This is a genomic window from Burkholderia sp. GW821-FHT14F03 (assembly GCF_058803765.1).
The window spans coordinates 57,410-71,440 of sequence record NZ_JBXAPG010000004.1; the positions used below are offsets into that span (position 1 = coordinate 57,410).

The window sequence follows — 14,031 nt, forward strand, 5'->3', positions numbered from 1 at the left end:
TGCGGAGACGGCAACAGTGCATTGCCGCGAAAGACGCGGCCAGTATCTTGAAAACTAATTGCATAGTCAATATTATTTCAGGCAATGAGTTACGCGCGGCCCATGCCGCCCGACCCGATGTTCCGACTGCTGTGATCGACGCGCCGCCGCCGCGCCGCGTCCCGAGGATGCCGCGATGCTGTTCCTGAAAAATGCCGCCGGCGCGCTGCGCCGCAGCCTGTCCGATACCGCCCACCACGCGTTCGCCGGCCCGCACCGCGGCTGGAAGATCGCGCTCTACGTCGCGATGCTGGTGGTGCCCGGCGGTTCGCTCGCGGCGCTCGGGTTCGCGTGGTTCGACCACCGCCGGCATCGCGCCGCGCAGGCCGGCGCGGGACAGGGGGGCGAGGCGGCGCAGGAGCCGTCGACATGGCCCGCCGCCGCGCACTGCCACTGACGCCTTCCCGCCGCCGTAGCGCCCGCGCGCGTAACGGACGGTAAACCGGCCCGCCGCGCCGGTAACACATCGCGCCCCGTCCCCGCTTTACCCTTCCGTCTGCGCATTCCCGTATCCGTCAGTTACCATTCCGGCCACACGCCGCGAACACGGCCGCCCCGCCCGTTTGCCCATGTCGCAGACGCGCCGCCCCGAAGGAATCCAGACCATGCCGCAAGCCCCCTTTCCGCGCGCCGCCCGCACGCTGAGCGCCGCCGCAGTCGCCGTCGCGACCGCCGTGCTGCTCGCCGGCTGCGCCGTCGGCCCCGACTACCATCGCCCCGACACCGCGATTCCCGCCGCGTTCAAGGAAGCGCCGGCCGGCTGGAAGGTCGCGCAGCCGGCCGACCGCACCGACCGCGGCGCCTGGTGGGCGGTCTACGGCGATCCGCAGCTCGACGCGCTGGTCGCGCGCGTGAACACCTCGAACCAGACCGTCGCGCAGTACGCGGCCGCCTATCGGCAGGCCCGCGCACTCGTCGACCAGGCGCGCGCCGCCTACTTCCCGACCGTCGGCCTGACCGCGAGCGGCAGCCGCGCGGGCAGCGCGCTGTCGTCGGGCGGCAGTTCGGTCTCGACCGGCACCCCGCGCAGCGTCGGCAACAGCTACAACGTCGGCCTCGACGCGTCGTGGGAGCCCGATCTGTGGGGCAAGGTGAGCCGCACCGTCAGCGCGCAGAAGGCGGGCGAATCGGCCGCCGCGGCCGACCTCGCGAACGCGCGGCTGTCCGCGCAGGCGACGCTCGCGCAGACCTATTTCCAGCTGCGCGCGGCCGACGCCACGCAACAGCTGCTCGACGGCACGGTCGCGTCGTACCAGAAGTCGCTGCAACTGACCGAGAACCAATACGCGCAGGGCGTCGCGGCGCGCTCGGACGTGATCCAGGCGCAGACGCAGCTGCAATCGGCGCAGGCCGCCGCGATCGACAACGGCGTGGCCCGCGCGCAATACGAGCACGCGATCGCGACGCTCGTCGGCGAACCCGCGTCGACCTTCTCGCTGCCGCCGATGCCGCTCGCGGCCGAACCGCCGACCACCCCGCCCGACGTGCCGTCGGCGCTGCTCGAACGACGCCCGGACGTGGCCGCCGCGGAACGCCGCGCGGCCGCCGCGAACGAGCAGATCGGGGTGGCCATCGCCGCGTTCTTCCCGACCCTCACGCTGTCCGCGACGGGCGGCTTCCAGAGTTCGGTGTGGTCGTCGCTGTTCACGCTGCCGTCGCGCTTCTGGACGGTCGGCCCGCAGCTCGCCGCGACGCTGTTCGACGCCGGCCTGCGCCGCGCGCAGACCGAGGCCGCGCGCGCGACCTACGACCAGGACGTCGCGACCTACCGCTCGACCGTGCTGTCGGCCTTCCAGGACGTCGAGGACAATCTCGCGTCGCTGCGGATCCTCGAAAACGAAGTCGTCGTGCAGCGGCAGGCCGTCGATTCCGCGCAGCACGCGCTCGACATCACGCTGAACCAGTACAAGGCGGGCACCGTCGCCTACCTGAACGTGCTGACCGCGCAGACCACCGCGTTCAGCACCAAGCAGAAGCTCGCGAGCCTCGCCGGCCAACGGATGGTGGCGTCGGTGGGCCTCGTGAAGGCGCTGGGCGGCGGCTGGGATGCGTCGCAGATGGCGCGCGAGACGGGCGGCATGCAGGCCCCGCCCGCGTCAGGCGCGGCCGCCGCGCCGACGCCGCTCGCGCAGGAGTAGGTGCTCAAGGGATACGGGGGCTTGGGCGCGCGGCTCTGTGAGGGCAAGGCCCCGAGAGCGAAAACATGACGGTCCCGCCGTAACGGCGAGACCGTCACGGCGAGACGCCAGGGGTAAATCGCCGGGAGCGCCCCCCGGGCGCATCACGCTCAGGGGGCGCCGCCGTAGATCAGCGACACCGAGCCGTCCCCGACCGGGTGGCCGAGCAGGTTCAGCAGCCCGGCGAGATTGTCGCGCTGCTCGGGCGTCGCGCTCGCGTTGCCGCGGAACGACGCCTGGTTCGGACCGAAGTCGCCGCGCCCGGTCAACGTCAGCGGCCCCTTGAGGGTCGCGAGATCGAGCGTCGAGGCCGCGCCCTGCGCCTGCAGCACCGCACGATAGTCGCCGAGCGGCTTCACGCGCGACACCCGCGAACTCATCCCGGTGATCGTCACGGTCAGCTGGCCGAACGCGTCGTTGCCGATCAACCGCCAGTCGGTCCAGCCGATCCGCACGTCGCCCTGCAGGTCGAGCGTGTTGAACGGCGTGCCGAGCCCCGCGAGCAGCGACGCGGGCACCGCCATCGCACCCGCCGACAGCGTCGCGCCGCGCAGCGTCGCATCGAGCGTCACCGCGTCGGGCATCGCATCGGTCTGCAGCATCCGCATCCGCACCCGGCCGCCGAACAGCGGCCAGAATTCGGTATGCCACTCGACCCGTCCCGGCAGCAGCGTCGACGCGCTGCGATCCGCGCCGGGCGCGAGCAGCAGCGTCGCCGAGCCCTGCCACAGCGAGCCGGACGGATTGACGAGATTCACATGGCCGCCCGTCGCCCGCGCGAATTGCGGAGTGACCCAGGCGGCGGGCAACAGCGTGACGAGCGTGATCCCCATCGCGACCGCGCCGACGGCAAGCCACGGCAGCGCGGCCCGCACGCGTATCCGGCGGGTCATCGGCGCGATCGCGCCCGCCGCGCCCGGCGTTCGACCGTCGTGCTCACTTGGCCCCCGCCGGCTGCAGCACCGCGGTCAGGTCGACCTGGCCGTCCTCCTTGAGCGCGGTCGCGTGCGCCTCGACCACCTGCGCCTTGAACTGCCGGCGCACGTCGTCGAGCCACTGCGTCCACAGCGGGAACGCGGCGTTCTTCAGCTGGATCTGCACGCCGTTGCCCACCACCTGCACCTGCGCGCCCACGAAGCCGTGGTCGGACAGCGAGGCGGTCAGCGCATCCTTGAGCGCGAGGCCCGTCGGCGCGACGCCCTGCGCGGCCGCGACGAGCGGGCGCGCCTCGTTGGCCTGGGCCATCATCTGCGCGAGCTGCTGCTGCATCACCGGCAGCGCGCGGCGGATCTTGTCGCGGCCTTCCTGCGCGGGCGACCACAGCATGGAATAGGCGATCACGAGCGCGAGCACGCCGCCGCCCCAGCCGATCAGCTGCTTCTCGCGGTTCGTGCGTTCGTCCCAGAACTGGGTCAGGGTTTCGTTCAGCTCGGTCTTGTTCATGAGCGGCTCCGGATGGTCCACTTGCCCGTGCTGCTGTCGATCTCGCCCGTGAGACCGTTGCGCGCAAGCCGCTGGTTGAAATCGGGATCGACCTTGACCTCGGGCTTGAAGCCGACGTCGAGGCGACGGTCGTGATAGTCGAGCGAGGCGATGCCGTTCGCCGGCAGCGGCCCGAGCGAGCGGGCCACCCCGCTCGCGAGCGCGAGGAAGTCGTTCGGCGACAGCTCGCCCGCCGCGACCCGCAGCTGGTCGAGCTGGCGCGACATCTGCGCGGACGGATCGAGCACCGTCGTGGTCTTCGGGAAGGCGGACAGCAGCGTCTCGGTGATCTGCGCGGACAGCGCATCGCGCTCGCGCGCGAGCCGCCACCAGTCGAGATTCATGCCGATCACCGCGACCACGAGCGTCAGCGCGGCGAGCCCGATGGGCAGCCGCAGCCGCCGCAGCGTCGCGCGGTCGAAGCGCCACGGCGTGACCTCGAACTCGAACTGGCACAGGTCGAACGATTCGTCGAGCGCCCGGCGCGCGAACGCATCGAACGGCAGCAGCGTCGCGCCCGGCAGCAGGCGCGCGTCGTCGCGCGGCTTGATCGACGCCAGCTGCGGCTCCGCGCCCGGTTCGCCCAGTTCGTACAGGTCGAACGGCAGCGGGCCCGCGAGCGCGGCGAGCGTCGCGCCCGCCGCCGGGGCCGGCGCGGCGAAGCCTTCGCCGAGCGGGCCGCGCACGAGCGCGAGTTCGAGCCGCGGCGCGAGCGGCGCGGCCGGCACGTCGGTCGCTTCTTCCGCGAGCGACGGTGCGCTGGTCAGCGCGACGCCCAGCACCGCCGCGACGAACGGCGCATGCCGTTCGTCCGCACCGGCCGCCTCGGCGCCGTCCTCACCGTCGGCGAGGGCGGCGGCGGCATCCGCCGTCGCGAGCACGGCCACGTCATGCGGCGCCGTCACCTCGCGCGGCAGCGGCAGGCAGCGGGTCGCGGGCACCGCGCGCACGTGGCGGTGACCCGCGCCCGCGAACGCGTCGATGACGAAGCGGAACCAGGTGCGGTCGATGACGGCCAGCACGCGGCGGCCGTCGGCAAGCGCGGCGGGGTCGAGCGCGATATGGCAGCCCTGCGGATCCTGGATCAGCTGATCCTCGATGATGTTCGGCAAGGCCTGCCGCAGCTTCGGGCCCTTCAGCGGCGGCACGCTGGCCGCGAGCATCAGCAGGTCGCGCGCGGCGACGACGAGCACCGTCGACGCGGCCTGCGGCAGCAGCGTGAACGCGGCGCGGCCCGCGCGCTGCAGGTGGCCGGCCTTGTCGACGAGCGCGAACGACAGCTCGGGCCATTGCCACTCCTGCAAGGACGCGGCCGGCTCGCGCGGCGGCAGTAAAACGATCAACGTGCTCAAGAGCTCCTCTCCCGAATGGCGTTGTTATAGCTGGTCGCGGATGCGCACGATGCGCGTCGTGTGCGTGGTCGGATCACGATACACGAGCGACGTGCGATCCACCTCCGCGCGATCGTGCTCGATGCGGCCCCGCACGATGAAATAACTGGTCGTGACGTCGATCTGGCTCGAATCGAGGTTCGCGTTCGGCGCGCCGGCGGCGCGCAGCGCGAGCTGCACGTCGCCGACGTTGCGGAAGAACACGGTCTCGCGGCGCGACACCAGCATCTGCGCGCTCGACACCGACAGGCCCGGCACCAGCGCCGCGATCACCTCGGCGGGCGCGGTGTTCAGGTTGACGGGCGTGGTCGTCGGCAGCACCGTGACGAACGGGCGCAGCCGCGCGACCATCTCGGGCGTGACGCCGTCGACGTCGAGCAGCGAATCGACGCTCGTCATCATCAGCGGGATCGCGCCGCGGTTGTCGTTGCTGTCGGACAGGCCCGGGTCGTCGCTGAAACTCTCGCTGCCGGTCGTGCCGCCGCCGTCCGGCATCACGACGGGCGCGCTCGTCGCGCCCGGCAGCGCCGCCGACTGGAAGCGCAGCGCCGACTGCGACAGCGCCTTGCGCATATGGCGCGCGACCGTCTTCGCGAGTTGCGAATCGAGCCCGAGCGAGGTCAGCAGCCGCTGGAACGTCTGCACCTGCAGCGCGTTCAACTGCAGCTTGCCGGGCGCGGGCGAGGTCACCAGGTTGCGCAGGTTGAACTTCGCCTGCGCATCCTCGATCGAGCCCGACAGATAGGTGTCCGTCGCATCCTGCGCGCCGGGCGCGCCGATCCGCCCGAGGAACTCGGACAGCTTGGTCTTCGCGATCGGCACCGCCCAGATGCCGCCCAGGTAGGTGACGGTCGGCGACGTGTCGCCTTCCGAGCGCAGGATCATGCGGGTCCAGTCGAGCGCGCCGCGCGCGACCCACTGCGCCTGCGCGATCAGCCGCTGGTTCTCGATGCGCCGCACCTGCACCTGCTGGCGCCACAGCATGCCCGACACCAGGATCGCGGCCAGCGCGACCACGAGCAGCGCACTGATGATCGCAACGCCGCGCTGCGGCGCGATGACGGCGCGGCGCGCGGCGCGCTTGAAGGGGAAGGAAAGCGGGGCGCGCATGTCACTCTCCGACCAGGAAGACGCGCGCGATCGGCGCCTTCAGCGAGGTCGCGCCGATGCTGACCTCGAGGCCCGTCACCGCGCGCGGCGGCGGCGCATTGCCGAGCATCGGCACCTTCAGCGCGTTGTTGTTCTGCGCGAGCGCATCGTCGGCGTCGGGCATGCTGGTGGTCCAGCCGACCCGCGGCACGTAGAGGCGCGCGGTGATCGCGCCGACGCCGCGCATCAGCGGCACCGCACTCCAGCCCTCGGTGCTGTCGCCGTGCAGCGCGCTGCGCAGGTCGCCGATCGTGCCGAGCGGCGGCGACGCATAGCGCACGACGCGCCCGCCCGAGATCCGGTAGCGCACCACCTGCAGGCGCGGCGCCGCGCCGGGCGGGTCGAGGTCGCGCACGATCTGCAGCGTGTCGCCCGCGACCCGGATCGCCGGTTCGCCGGCTTCGTCGTCGGTCGTGGCGCGGCGCGCATCGGTGCGCATCTGGTCGAACATCTGCGCGAACACGCGCTCGTCCTCCATCGCGCCCGCGACCTTGTCGCGACCGCGCATCACCTGGTCGAGCCCGCGCCAAGACAGGATCGCGACGACCGCGAGGATCGTGATCGCGATCATCATCTCGATCAGCGTGAAGCCGCGCACGCCGCGCGGCAGGTGTTCAGAGCGAGCGGCTGGTTTCATTCGCCACCACCGTCACCATTTGGGCGAGCATGCCCTTGCGGCCGTTCATCGACACCGACACCTCGACGCGCCGGAACACCGGATTCGGCGTCGCGCTCACGCGCTGCGTGCAGGTGAGCGGCACGTTGCCCTGCGAGCAATCGAAGCTCTGCTCGCCGATCTCGGGCCAGGCATGCGCGAGCCGCAGCTGGGTCAGCGCGTTGTCGGCGCTCCAGCCCGCGAGCAGGCGCTCGTGCAGTTCCAAGGAATCGCTGGCCATGGTGCCGACCGCGCGGATCGACGCGGCGAGCGCGACCGCGATGATCGCGAGCGCGACCAGCACCTCGATCATCGTGAAGCCGCCGACGCGGCGGCGGCCCGGCACGGCGGGCAGGCATCGGGCGCGCCGCATCAGCGCACCTCGTACCGGCCGTTGCCGGTGCCGACGATCGCGATGCTGCCGACCGACGAATAGAGCGTGACGCGCACCGGCGTATCGATCGCCTCGGTGCCGAACACGACGCGCTCGGGCTGGGTGTCCGAGCCGGGATAGTCGATCGCCGCGCCCGTCACGCCGCCGTCCCAGCCGCGCGGACGCAGCAGGTCGTCGCGCAGCGGACGCCAGCCGTCGGCCGTGCGCACGTCGAAGCGGAAGCCATGCTCGGTCGGCTGCCACGCGATCGGCCGCGCGCGCACCTGGGCCTCGTCGCCGGCGCTCTCGAACAGGAGCGCGAGCCGCTGCGCCTCCTCGCGCAGGTCGGTGCGCGGATTGCGCCGCATCGACAGCGAGGCGAGCGACACCAGCAGGCCCGCGATCACGAGCACGACCAGCATCTCGAGCAGCGTGAAGCCGCGCGCGCGGCCGCGCGCGCCGGGGAGGGAAGTCGTGCCGTATCCGTGCATGAAGGACTGGACGTATGAGTCGGGCGGGCGGGGCGGCGGACGCCGTCACGCGTTTATTGCCACGAGCCGATGTCGGAGTCGTTGCCTTCGCCGCCTTCCTTGCCGTCCGCGCCGTAGCTGAACACGTCGATCTCGCCGTGCACGCCCGGGTTCAGGTACTTGTACGCATTGCCCCACGGGTCGTTCGGCAGGCGCTCGAGGTAGCCGCCGTCCTTCCAGTTGTTCGGGATCGGATCGGTGCTCGGCTTCGCGATCAGCGCGCCGAGGCCCTGGTCCTGGCTCGGGTAGCGGCCGTTGTCGAGACGATACAGCTTGAGCGCCTGCATGATGGTGCCGATGTCCTGCTTGGCCGCGACCGCGCGCGCCTGGTCCGGACGGCTCATGATCTTCGGCACGATCAGCGCCGCGAGGATGCCGAGAATCGCCACCACCACCATGATCTCGATCAGCGTGAAACCGCGTTGGCGGCGCGCGTGTTGCGAGCGGCGAGTGATCCACGTTTGCATGACTGAAACCTCTTTTTTCAAATAAATAAATGACCGGTGAGCGAAAGTCGCGGGCCGCGCGCCGGATCATCCGCACGCCCGCGTGAAGCCGCATTGTAAGTCGCGTGCGGCTGGTGACTTCCACCCAACGCAAATTTCACATTCATCCGTACAATAGGGCGCATGAACGCGCTCTCGATCCGGATCCTTTCCCTCGCCCTGTTTGCGGCGCTGTGCGCGACGGCCACTTATTGGACCGTCACGCTATCCGCGCATCAGGCCCCGCTACCGGCCGCCGCCGCCCACGCGCCGCTGCGCACCGAGGAGGCCGCCGCGTTGTTCGGCGGCCAGCTCACGCGCAGCCCGATACAGGACATCCACCTGTTCGGCATCCTCGCGCTGCAGCGCGGCGCGGCCGCGATCATCGGCATCGGCGGCGACGCCCCGCGCGCCGTGTCGCTCGGCGCCGAGGTCGCGCAGGGCGCGAAGCTCGCCGAAGTCCGCGACCGCTCGGTGATCGTCGAACGCAACGGCGCCCGCTCCGAGATCTTCCTGCCCGCCAACACCCCGTCGCCCGCGATCTACGTGCGCTGAATGCCGGCGCCGCCCCCTCGGCCGGGGCGGCTCCCTGTCGTCGTTCCCTGTTACTGCACCATGTTGTTCAGTTCGATGATCGGCAGCATCACCGCGAGCACGATCACGAGCACGATGCCGCCCATCGCGAGGATCAGGAGCGGTTCCAGCAGGCTCGTCAGGAACATCGTGCGGCGCTCCAGCTCGCGCGCCTCGCCGTCGGCCGCGCGGTCGAGCATCGTCGTCACGTCGCCCGTCGCCTCGCCCGAGCGGATCAGGTGCACGAGCACCGGCGGAAACGTCTTCACGTTGTTGAGCGCGCGCGACAGCGCCGAACCCTCGCGCACCCGCACGATCGCATCGTCGATGTTGACCCGCATCGCGCGGTTCGACAGCGTCTCGCCCGCCGCCTGCAGCGCGCGCAGGATCGGCACGCCGGCCGCGCTCAGGATCCCGAGCGTGCTCGCGAAGCGCACGGTGTTGTAGCCGCGCACCAGCTTGCCGAGCAGCGGCGCGGTGAGCAGCCAGCGGTCGAACGCGAGCCGCGGCCCGTCGCGCGACAGCGTCGCCTTCACGAGGTAGGCGACGAGCGCCACCGCGATCAGCATCGCCCACCACCAGTGACGCACGAAATCGGACAGCGCCATCATCACGATCGTGAGCATCGGCAATTGCTGCTTGGTGCTCGCGAACACGTTGACCACCTGCGGCACCACGTAGCTGAGCAGGAACGTGACGATGCCGAGCGCGATCAGCGTGACGATCGCGGGATAGGTGAACGCCAGCACGATCTTCTGCTTGAGCGCGTTGCGCTGCTCGATGTAGTCGGCGAGCCGCGACAGCACCACGCCGAGCTTGCCGGTGTGCTCGCCCGCCGACACCAGCGCGCGGTAGATGTCCGGGAAATCGCGCGGATGTTCGGAGAGCGCGTTCGCGAGCGAATGGCCGCCCAGCACTTCGGCGCGGATCGCGGCCATCAGCTCGCGGATGTAGTCGCGTTCGGCCTGCTCGGTCAGCACCGAGAGCGCCTCGTCGAGCGGCAGGCCGGCCGTCAGCAGGCTCGCGAGCTGACGGGTCAGGATCGCCTGTTCGCGCTGCGACAGCTTGCGGCCGAGCGCGAGACGCTGGCTGCGCTCGCCGCGCGTGCGGCTGGCCGCCGGCTCGACCACGAGCGGCGTGAGCCCCTGGGTGCGCAACTGGCCGCGCGCGGCGCGCGCGCTGTCGGCGTCGATCACGCCCTTCTGCGCGCGGCCCGCGGAATCGATCGCTTCGAAACGGAATGCCGGCATCGCGCTACGCGCCTCCCGTCACGCGCAGCACTTCCTCGAGCGAGGTCGCGCCCGCCGCGAGCCAGCGCTCGGCGTCGTCGCGCAGCGTGCGCATCCCGTTCGCGCGGCCGGCCGCGAGGATTTCCGAATCGGGCGCGTTGCGGTGAACCAGCGCGCGGATCGAATCGTCGATCACCAGCAGTTCGTAGACCCCGCGCCGGCCGGTATAGCCCGAATGGCTGCACCTGTCGCAGCCGACCGGATGCCAGACGACGCGCCCGTCCTCGTGACGCTCTTCCTTGCAGGCCGGGCACAGCTGCCGCACCAGGCGCTGCGCGAGCACGCCGAGCAGCGACGATGCGAGCAGGTAGGGCTCGACGCCCATGTCGGTCAGGCGGGTCACGGCCGACGACGCGTCGTTCGTGTGCAGCGTCGCGAGCACCAGGTGGCCCGTCAGCGACGCCTGCACGGCGATCTGCGCGGTTTCGAGGTCGCGGATTTCGCCGATCATGATCACGTCGGGATCCTGGCGCAGGATCGAGCGCAGCGCGCGCGCGAAGGTCATGCCGATCCGTTCGTTGACCTGGGTCTGGCCGATGCCGGCAAGGTCGTACTCGATCGGATCCTCGACCGTCATGATGTTGGTCGTGGTGGTTTCGAGCCGCGACATCGCCGCATACAGCGTGGTCGTCTTGCCCGAGCCGGTCGGCCCCGTGACGAGCACGATGCCGTGCGGCTTGGAGATCTGCTGGTCGAATTCCACGAGCGTGTCGCGGCCCATCCCGAGCGCTTCGAGATTGAGGCGCTGCGCGTCCTTCTCGAGCAGACGCAGCACCGCGCGCTCGCCGTGCCCGGTCGGCAGCGTCGAGACCCGCACGTCGACCGGCCGGCCGCCGACCCGCAGCGTGATCCGGCCGTCCTGCGGCAGGCGCTTCTCGGCGATGTCGAGCTGCGCCATGATCTTGATCCGCGAGATCAGCGCGCCGTGCAGCGCCTTCTTCGGGCGCACCACGTCGCGCAGCGTGCCGTCGACCCGGAAGCGCACGACCGAGGCGTTCTCGAACGGCTCGATGTGGATGTCCGAGGCCTGCTCGCGCGCGGCCTGCGTGAGCAGCGCGTTGATCATGCGGATGATCGGCGCGTCGTCTTCCGATTCGAGCAGATCCTCGACCTCGGGAATGTCCTGCATCAGGCGCGACAGGTCGACCTCGCCCTCGACCTCGCCGACCACCTGCGCCGCGCTGCCGTCCTGGCGCGCGTACGCATGATTGATCGCGAGCGCGAGTTCGTCGGCAGGCAGGCGCTGCACCGACACCGCGCCGAAATTGCGCGCGACCTCGGCGAGCGCCGCGCCGCTCGTGCGTTCGCTGATCCACACCTCGAGCGTGTCCGCGTGCTGGTGCGCGATCAGGATCTGGCCGGCCTTGGCGAAGCCGTAGGGCAGCAGGCGCGCGGCCAGCGGCGAGGGCGCCGCGCGCTCGCCCGCCGGCCCGCCGGCGCCGCCGGACTGGCTGCCCATCGGGGCGGCGAGCGTCGGCATCACGGCTGGGCTCCCGGCGCTGCGGTGGTCGGCACGGTGCCGAACGGCACGGCGCCGGCGGGCGCCGCGGCCGGGGTGCTGGCCGGCGTGGGCGGCGTCGCCTGCTGACGGCGCATCTTGTCGATGTCGAACAGGTTCAGCGCCGGCGAGCCGCCCTGGCTCGGGCCGAGCGGCATCGGCGGGACCACCGGGTCGTCCTTGTCCTTGATGATGTTGTTGTCCGACTTGTATGCGCCCGTCACGCCCTGGATGTAGTCGTAGCGGTTCGCGGTGACGGCCTGCGCGGTTTCGCGATCGTTGATGATCACGGGGCGCAGGAACACCATCAGGTTGGTTTTCTGGCGGGATTTGGCTTCCGAGCGGAACAGCTGGCCGATCCAGGGAATGTCGCCCAGCAGCGGCACCTTGTTGTTGCTGACGTTGTATTGATCCTGCATCAAGCCGCCGAGCACGATGATCTCGCCGTTGTCCGCGAGCACGGTCGACTGGATCGAGCGCTTGTTGAACGTCGGTCCGGGCGAATTGGCCGCGGTGCTGCTGGCCGATTGAGATTGAAGCACGGACGAATCTTCGGTGTAGAGCTGCAGCTTCAGGATGCCGCCCTCGGTGATCTGCGGCTTCACGTGCAGCGTGAGACCGACGTCGCGACGGTCGTAGGTATTGAACGCGCTCGGCGTCGTGCCGTTCGTGAGGTTCGAGTACGAACCCGTCGGAATCGGGATGTTCTGGCCGACGACGATCTTCGCTTCCTCGTTGTCGAGCGTGATCAGGTTCGGCGTCGACAGCACGTTCGCGTCGCTCGAACCGGCGAAGAACTGCAGCAGCGCACCCAGCCCCTGCACGCCGAACATGTTGTGCAGCCAGCCGATGTTCAGCCCGCTCGTGACCGAGGAGAGGCCGGCGCTGGTCGCCGCCAGGCCGACGATGCTGTTGCCGAGCGCTGCACCGCCGATCGACGTCCCACCCGGCAGGTTCGTCCCGGCGAACAGCGCGTTGTTCGCGACCTGCCACTGGATCCCGAGGTTGCCGGCCGTGGTCGCCTGCAGTTCGACGACGAGCGCCTCGATGTACACCTGCGCGCGCCGCGCGTCGAGCTGGTCGATCACCGCGCGCAGGTTCCGGTAGACCGGATCGGACGCCGTGATGATCAGCGAATTGGTGGCCGGGTCCGCCTGGATCATGCCGCCCGGCTGGTTGTCGTCGCCCTTGTCCTTGTCGCCGCCGAGCAGGCCGCCGCTGCCGAGGCTGCCGTTGCTGCCGCCCGACGAACCGCCGCTGCCCGACGACGAACCGCCGAGGCCGCCCGACGGCAGCGGCGGGGTGCCCGACGAACCGGTCCCGAAGTTGCTGCTGTTCGACGACGAGCCGTTCTGGTTGAACGAATTGGCGTCATTCGAGCTGGCCGACGAATTGCTGTCGCCGCTGCCCTTGCCGAGCATGCCGCGCAGCGTCTTCGCGAGCTTCGTCGCGTCGGCGTTGCGCAGCGGCACGACGTGCATGTTGCCGGGCACGCCGCTCGGCGCGTCGAGCTGCTGGATCAGCTTCTTCGCGGCGGCGAGGCGCGACGCGTTCGACGCGCGCAGCAGCACCGCGTTGGTCCGCGGGTCGGCGGTCACCGTGACCTTGAGGGTCGCGTCGGTGTTGCCGATCGCACCCGGGTCGAGCAGCTTGCCGAGCTGGGTGGCGATGTCGATCGCGTTGGCGTTGTGCAGCGGCACGACCACCACCTGCGCGCCCGCCGCGGTGTCCACGCCGGCGATGATCTGCGCGATCCGGCGGACATTGTCGGCGTAGTCGGTGACGACGATCGTATTGTTGGCCGGGTACGCGGTGATCGTGTTGTTCGGCGAGATCAGCGGCCGCAGCACCGGCAGCAGGTTGTTGGCCGACTCGTTGCGCAGTTCGAACACCTGCGTGATGACCTGGTCGCCGCGCGCCTGCGGGTTGTTGCCGACATAGGTCGGCACGCCCTGCAGCTTGGCGTCGGCTTCCGGCACGACCTTGAGCACGCCGTGGTCCTGGACGAGCGAGAAGCCCTGCATGCGCAGCGCCGCCTGCAGCGTCTTCAGCGCCTGATCCTCGGGCACCGGCCGTTCGGATACCAGGTTCAGCTGGCCCTTGACGCGCGGGTCGACGATGATCGTCTTGCCCGTCGCGGCGCCGATCGCCTTGGCGACCTGGTCGATGTCCGCATTGGCGAAATTGAGCGTGACCTGTGCGTGGACGGCCTGTGCGGCGACAATTCCGGCGACGACGAGCGCCGTCGAGACGCGCCGCAAAACAATGCGAGTTCTTGTCATGGAGTAGTAGATCAATGCCGGCGGTGGCCGTTTCCGACGGTAATGCGTTGAGTCAATTTCAAAACGCAGACATTAGCAGCTTTTCGTGTCCGAAATATCACATCGAAC

At 70.4% G+C, this 14,031-nt stretch carries 14 protein-coding genes; 3 read left to right on the forward strand and 11 right to left on the reverse strand.

The window, feature by feature from the left end:
• The first annotated feature begins 175 nt into the window (after positions 1-175).
• Both AC1RQF_RS04025 and AC1RQF_RS04030 read left to right on the forward strand, forming a co-directional pair.
• Positions 176-436 (forward strand): multidrug ABC transporter ATPase, encoded by a 261-nt coding sequence (locus AC1RQF_RS04025; protein WP_273999784.1) that lies wholly within the window; start codon positions 176-178, stop codon positions 434-436.
• A 208-nt stretch (positions 437-644) separates the two neighbouring features.
• A complete protein-coding gene (locus AC1RQF_RS04030) occupies positions 645-2,177 on the forward strand; it encodes an efflux transporter outer membrane subunit (protein WP_273999785.1) in 1,533 nt (510 codons plus the stop codon).
• Between the two features lie 149 nt (positions 2,178-2,326).
• Here the strand turns inward: AC1RQF_RS04030 and AC1RQF_RS04035 are convergent, their stop codons facing one another.
• The 8 genes from AC1RQF_RS04035 to gspG are packed head-to-tail and all read right to left on the reverse strand — an operon-like array spanning position 2,327 to position 8,263.
• Complete coding sequence (locus AC1RQF_RS04035) at positions 2,327-3,109, reverse strand: type II secretion system protein N (protein ID WP_273999786.1); 783 nt, start codon at positions 3,107-3,109, stop codon at positions 2,327-2,329.
• A gap of 43 nt (positions 3,110-3,152) precedes the next feature.
• Entirely contained in the window at positions 3,153-3,659 is a 507-nt protein-coding gene (locus AC1RQF_RS04040) for a type II secretion system protein M (protein ID WP_273999787.1), read from the reverse strand.
• Positions 3,656-5,050, reverse strand: a complete 1,395-nt coding sequence (gspL, locus tag AC1RQF_RS04045) for a type II secretion system protein GspL (protein WP_492871361.1) — start codon at positions 5,048-5,050, stop codon at positions 3,656-3,658. Before gspL ends, AC1RQF_RS04040 begins: the two co-directional genes overlap by 4 nt.
• A 24-nt stretch (positions 5,051-5,074) precedes the next feature.
• On the reverse strand, positions 5,075-6,199 hold the full coding sequence (gene gspK, locus AC1RQF_RS04050) for a type II secretion system minor pseudopilin GspK (RefSeq protein WP_492871362.1): 1,125 nt from the start codon (positions 6,197-6,199) through the stop codon (positions 5,075-5,077).
• Position 6,200: 1 nt separating this feature from the next.
• The gene (locus AC1RQF_RS04055) at positions 6,201-6,875 is read right to left on the reverse strand and encodes a PulJ/GspJ family protein (RefSeq protein ID WP_273999790.1); all 675 of its coding nucleotides are present in this window, start codon (positions 6,873-6,875) and stop codon (positions 6,201-6,203) included.
• Complete coding sequence (gspI, locus tag AC1RQF_RS04060) at positions 6,853-7,266, reverse strand: type II secretion system minor pseudopilin GspI (RefSeq protein ID WP_273999791.1); 414 nt, start codon at positions 7,264-7,266, stop codon at positions 6,853-6,855. Before gspI ends, AC1RQF_RS04055 begins: the two co-directional genes overlap by 23 nt.
• Entirely contained in the window at positions 7,266-7,757 is a 492-nt protein-coding gene (locus tag AC1RQF_RS04065; RefSeq protein ID WP_273999792.1) for a GspH/FimT family pseudopilin, read from the reverse strand. The genes gspI and AC1RQF_RS04065 overlap by 1 nt, the downstream gene beginning before the upstream one ends.
• Positions 7,758-7,810: 53 nt before the next feature.
• Positions 7,811-8,263, reverse strand: a complete 453-nt coding sequence (gene gspG / locus AC1RQF_RS04070) for a type II secretion system major pseudopilin GspG (RefSeq protein WP_273999794.1) — start codon at positions 8,261-8,263, stop codon at positions 7,811-7,813.
• 162 nt (positions 8,264-8,425) lie between these two features.
• Between gspG and AC1RQF_RS04075 the strand changes: the two genes are divergently transcribed.
• Complete coding sequence (locus tag AC1RQF_RS04075) at positions 8,426-8,836, forward strand: type II secretion system protein N (RefSeq protein WP_273999795.1); 411 nt, start codon at positions 8,426-8,428, stop codon at positions 8,834-8,836.
• Between the two features lie 50 nt (positions 8,837-8,886).
• Here the strand turns inward: AC1RQF_RS04075 and gspF are convergent, their stop codons facing one another.
• From gspF to gspD, 3 genes are read right to left on the reverse strand one after another with little or no spacing between them, the layout of a single operon-like run.
• Positions 8,887-10,104 carry a type II secretion system inner membrane protein GspF gene (gspF, locus tag AC1RQF_RS04080; protein WP_273999797.1) on the reverse strand — a complete coding sequence of 406 codons (1,218 nt, stop codon included), beginning with the start codon at positions 10,102-10,104 and terminating at the stop codon, positions 8,887-8,889.
• A gap of 4 nt (positions 10,105-10,108) precedes the next feature.
• A complete protein-coding gene (gene gspE, locus AC1RQF_RS04085) occupies positions 10,109-11,602 on the reverse strand; it encodes a type II secretion system ATPase GspE (protein WP_274004406.1) in 1,494 nt (497 codons plus the stop codon).
• Between the two features lie 20 nt (positions 11,603-11,622).
• Entirely contained in the window at positions 11,623-13,923 is a 2,301-nt protein-coding gene (gspD, locus tag AC1RQF_RS04090; RefSeq protein ID WP_273999798.1) for a type II secretion system secretin GspD, read from the reverse strand.
• Positions 13,924-14,031: the final 108 nt, after the last annotated feature.

Bases quoted from the DNA above. Each gene is read 5' to 3' on its own strand.
- AC1RQF_RS04025 (WP_273999784.1), top strand. From the start codon at position 176: ATGCTGTTCCTGAAAAATGCCGCCGGCGCGCTGCGCCGCAGCCTGTCC.
- AC1RQF_RS04030 (WP_273999785.1), top strand. From the start codon at position 645: ATGCCGCAAGCCCCCTTTCCGCGCGCCGCCCGCACGCTGAGCGCCGCC.
- AC1RQF_RS04035 (WP_273999786.1), bottom strand. From the start codon at position 3,109: ATGACCCGCCGGATACGCGTGCGGGCCGCGCTGCCGTGGCTTGCCGTC.
- AC1RQF_RS04040 (WP_273999787.1), bottom strand. From the start codon at position 3,659: ATGAACAAGACCGAGCTGAACGAAACCCTGACCCAGTTCTGGGACGAA.
- gspK (WP_492871362.1), bottom strand. From the start codon at position 6,199: ATGCGCGCCCCGCTTTCCTTCCCCTTCAAGCGCGCCGCGCGCCGCGCC.
- AC1RQF_RS04055 (WP_273999790.1), bottom strand. From the start codon at position 6,875: ATGAAACCAGCCGCTCGCTCTGAACACCTGCCGCGCGGCGTGCGCGGC.
- gspI (WP_273999791.1), bottom strand. From the start codon at position 7,266: ATGCGGCGCGCCCGATGCCTGCCCGCCGTGCCGGGCCGCCGCCGCGTC.
- AC1RQF_RS04065 (WP_273999792.1), bottom strand. From the start codon at position 7,757: ATGCACGGATACGGCACGACTTCCCTCCCCGGCGCGCGCGGCCGCGCG.
- gspG (WP_273999794.1), bottom strand. From the start codon at position 8,263: ATGCAAACGTGGATCACTCGCCGCTCGCAACACGCGCGCCGCCAACGC.
- AC1RQF_RS04075 (WP_273999795.1), top strand. From the start codon at position 8,426: ATGAACGCGCTCTCGATCCGGATCCTTTCCCTCGCCCTGTTTGCGGCG.
- gspF (WP_273999797.1), bottom strand. From the start codon at position 10,104: ATGCCGGCATTCCGTTTCGAAGCGATCGATTCCGCGGGCCGCGCGCAG.
- gspE (WP_274004406.1), bottom strand. From the start codon at position 11,602: ATGGGCAGCCAGTCCGGCGGCGCCGGCGGGCCGGCGGGCGAGCGCGCG.
- gspD (WP_273999798.1), bottom strand. From the start codon at position 13,923: ATGACAAGAACTCGCATTGTTTTGCGGCGCGTCTCGACGGCGCTCGTC.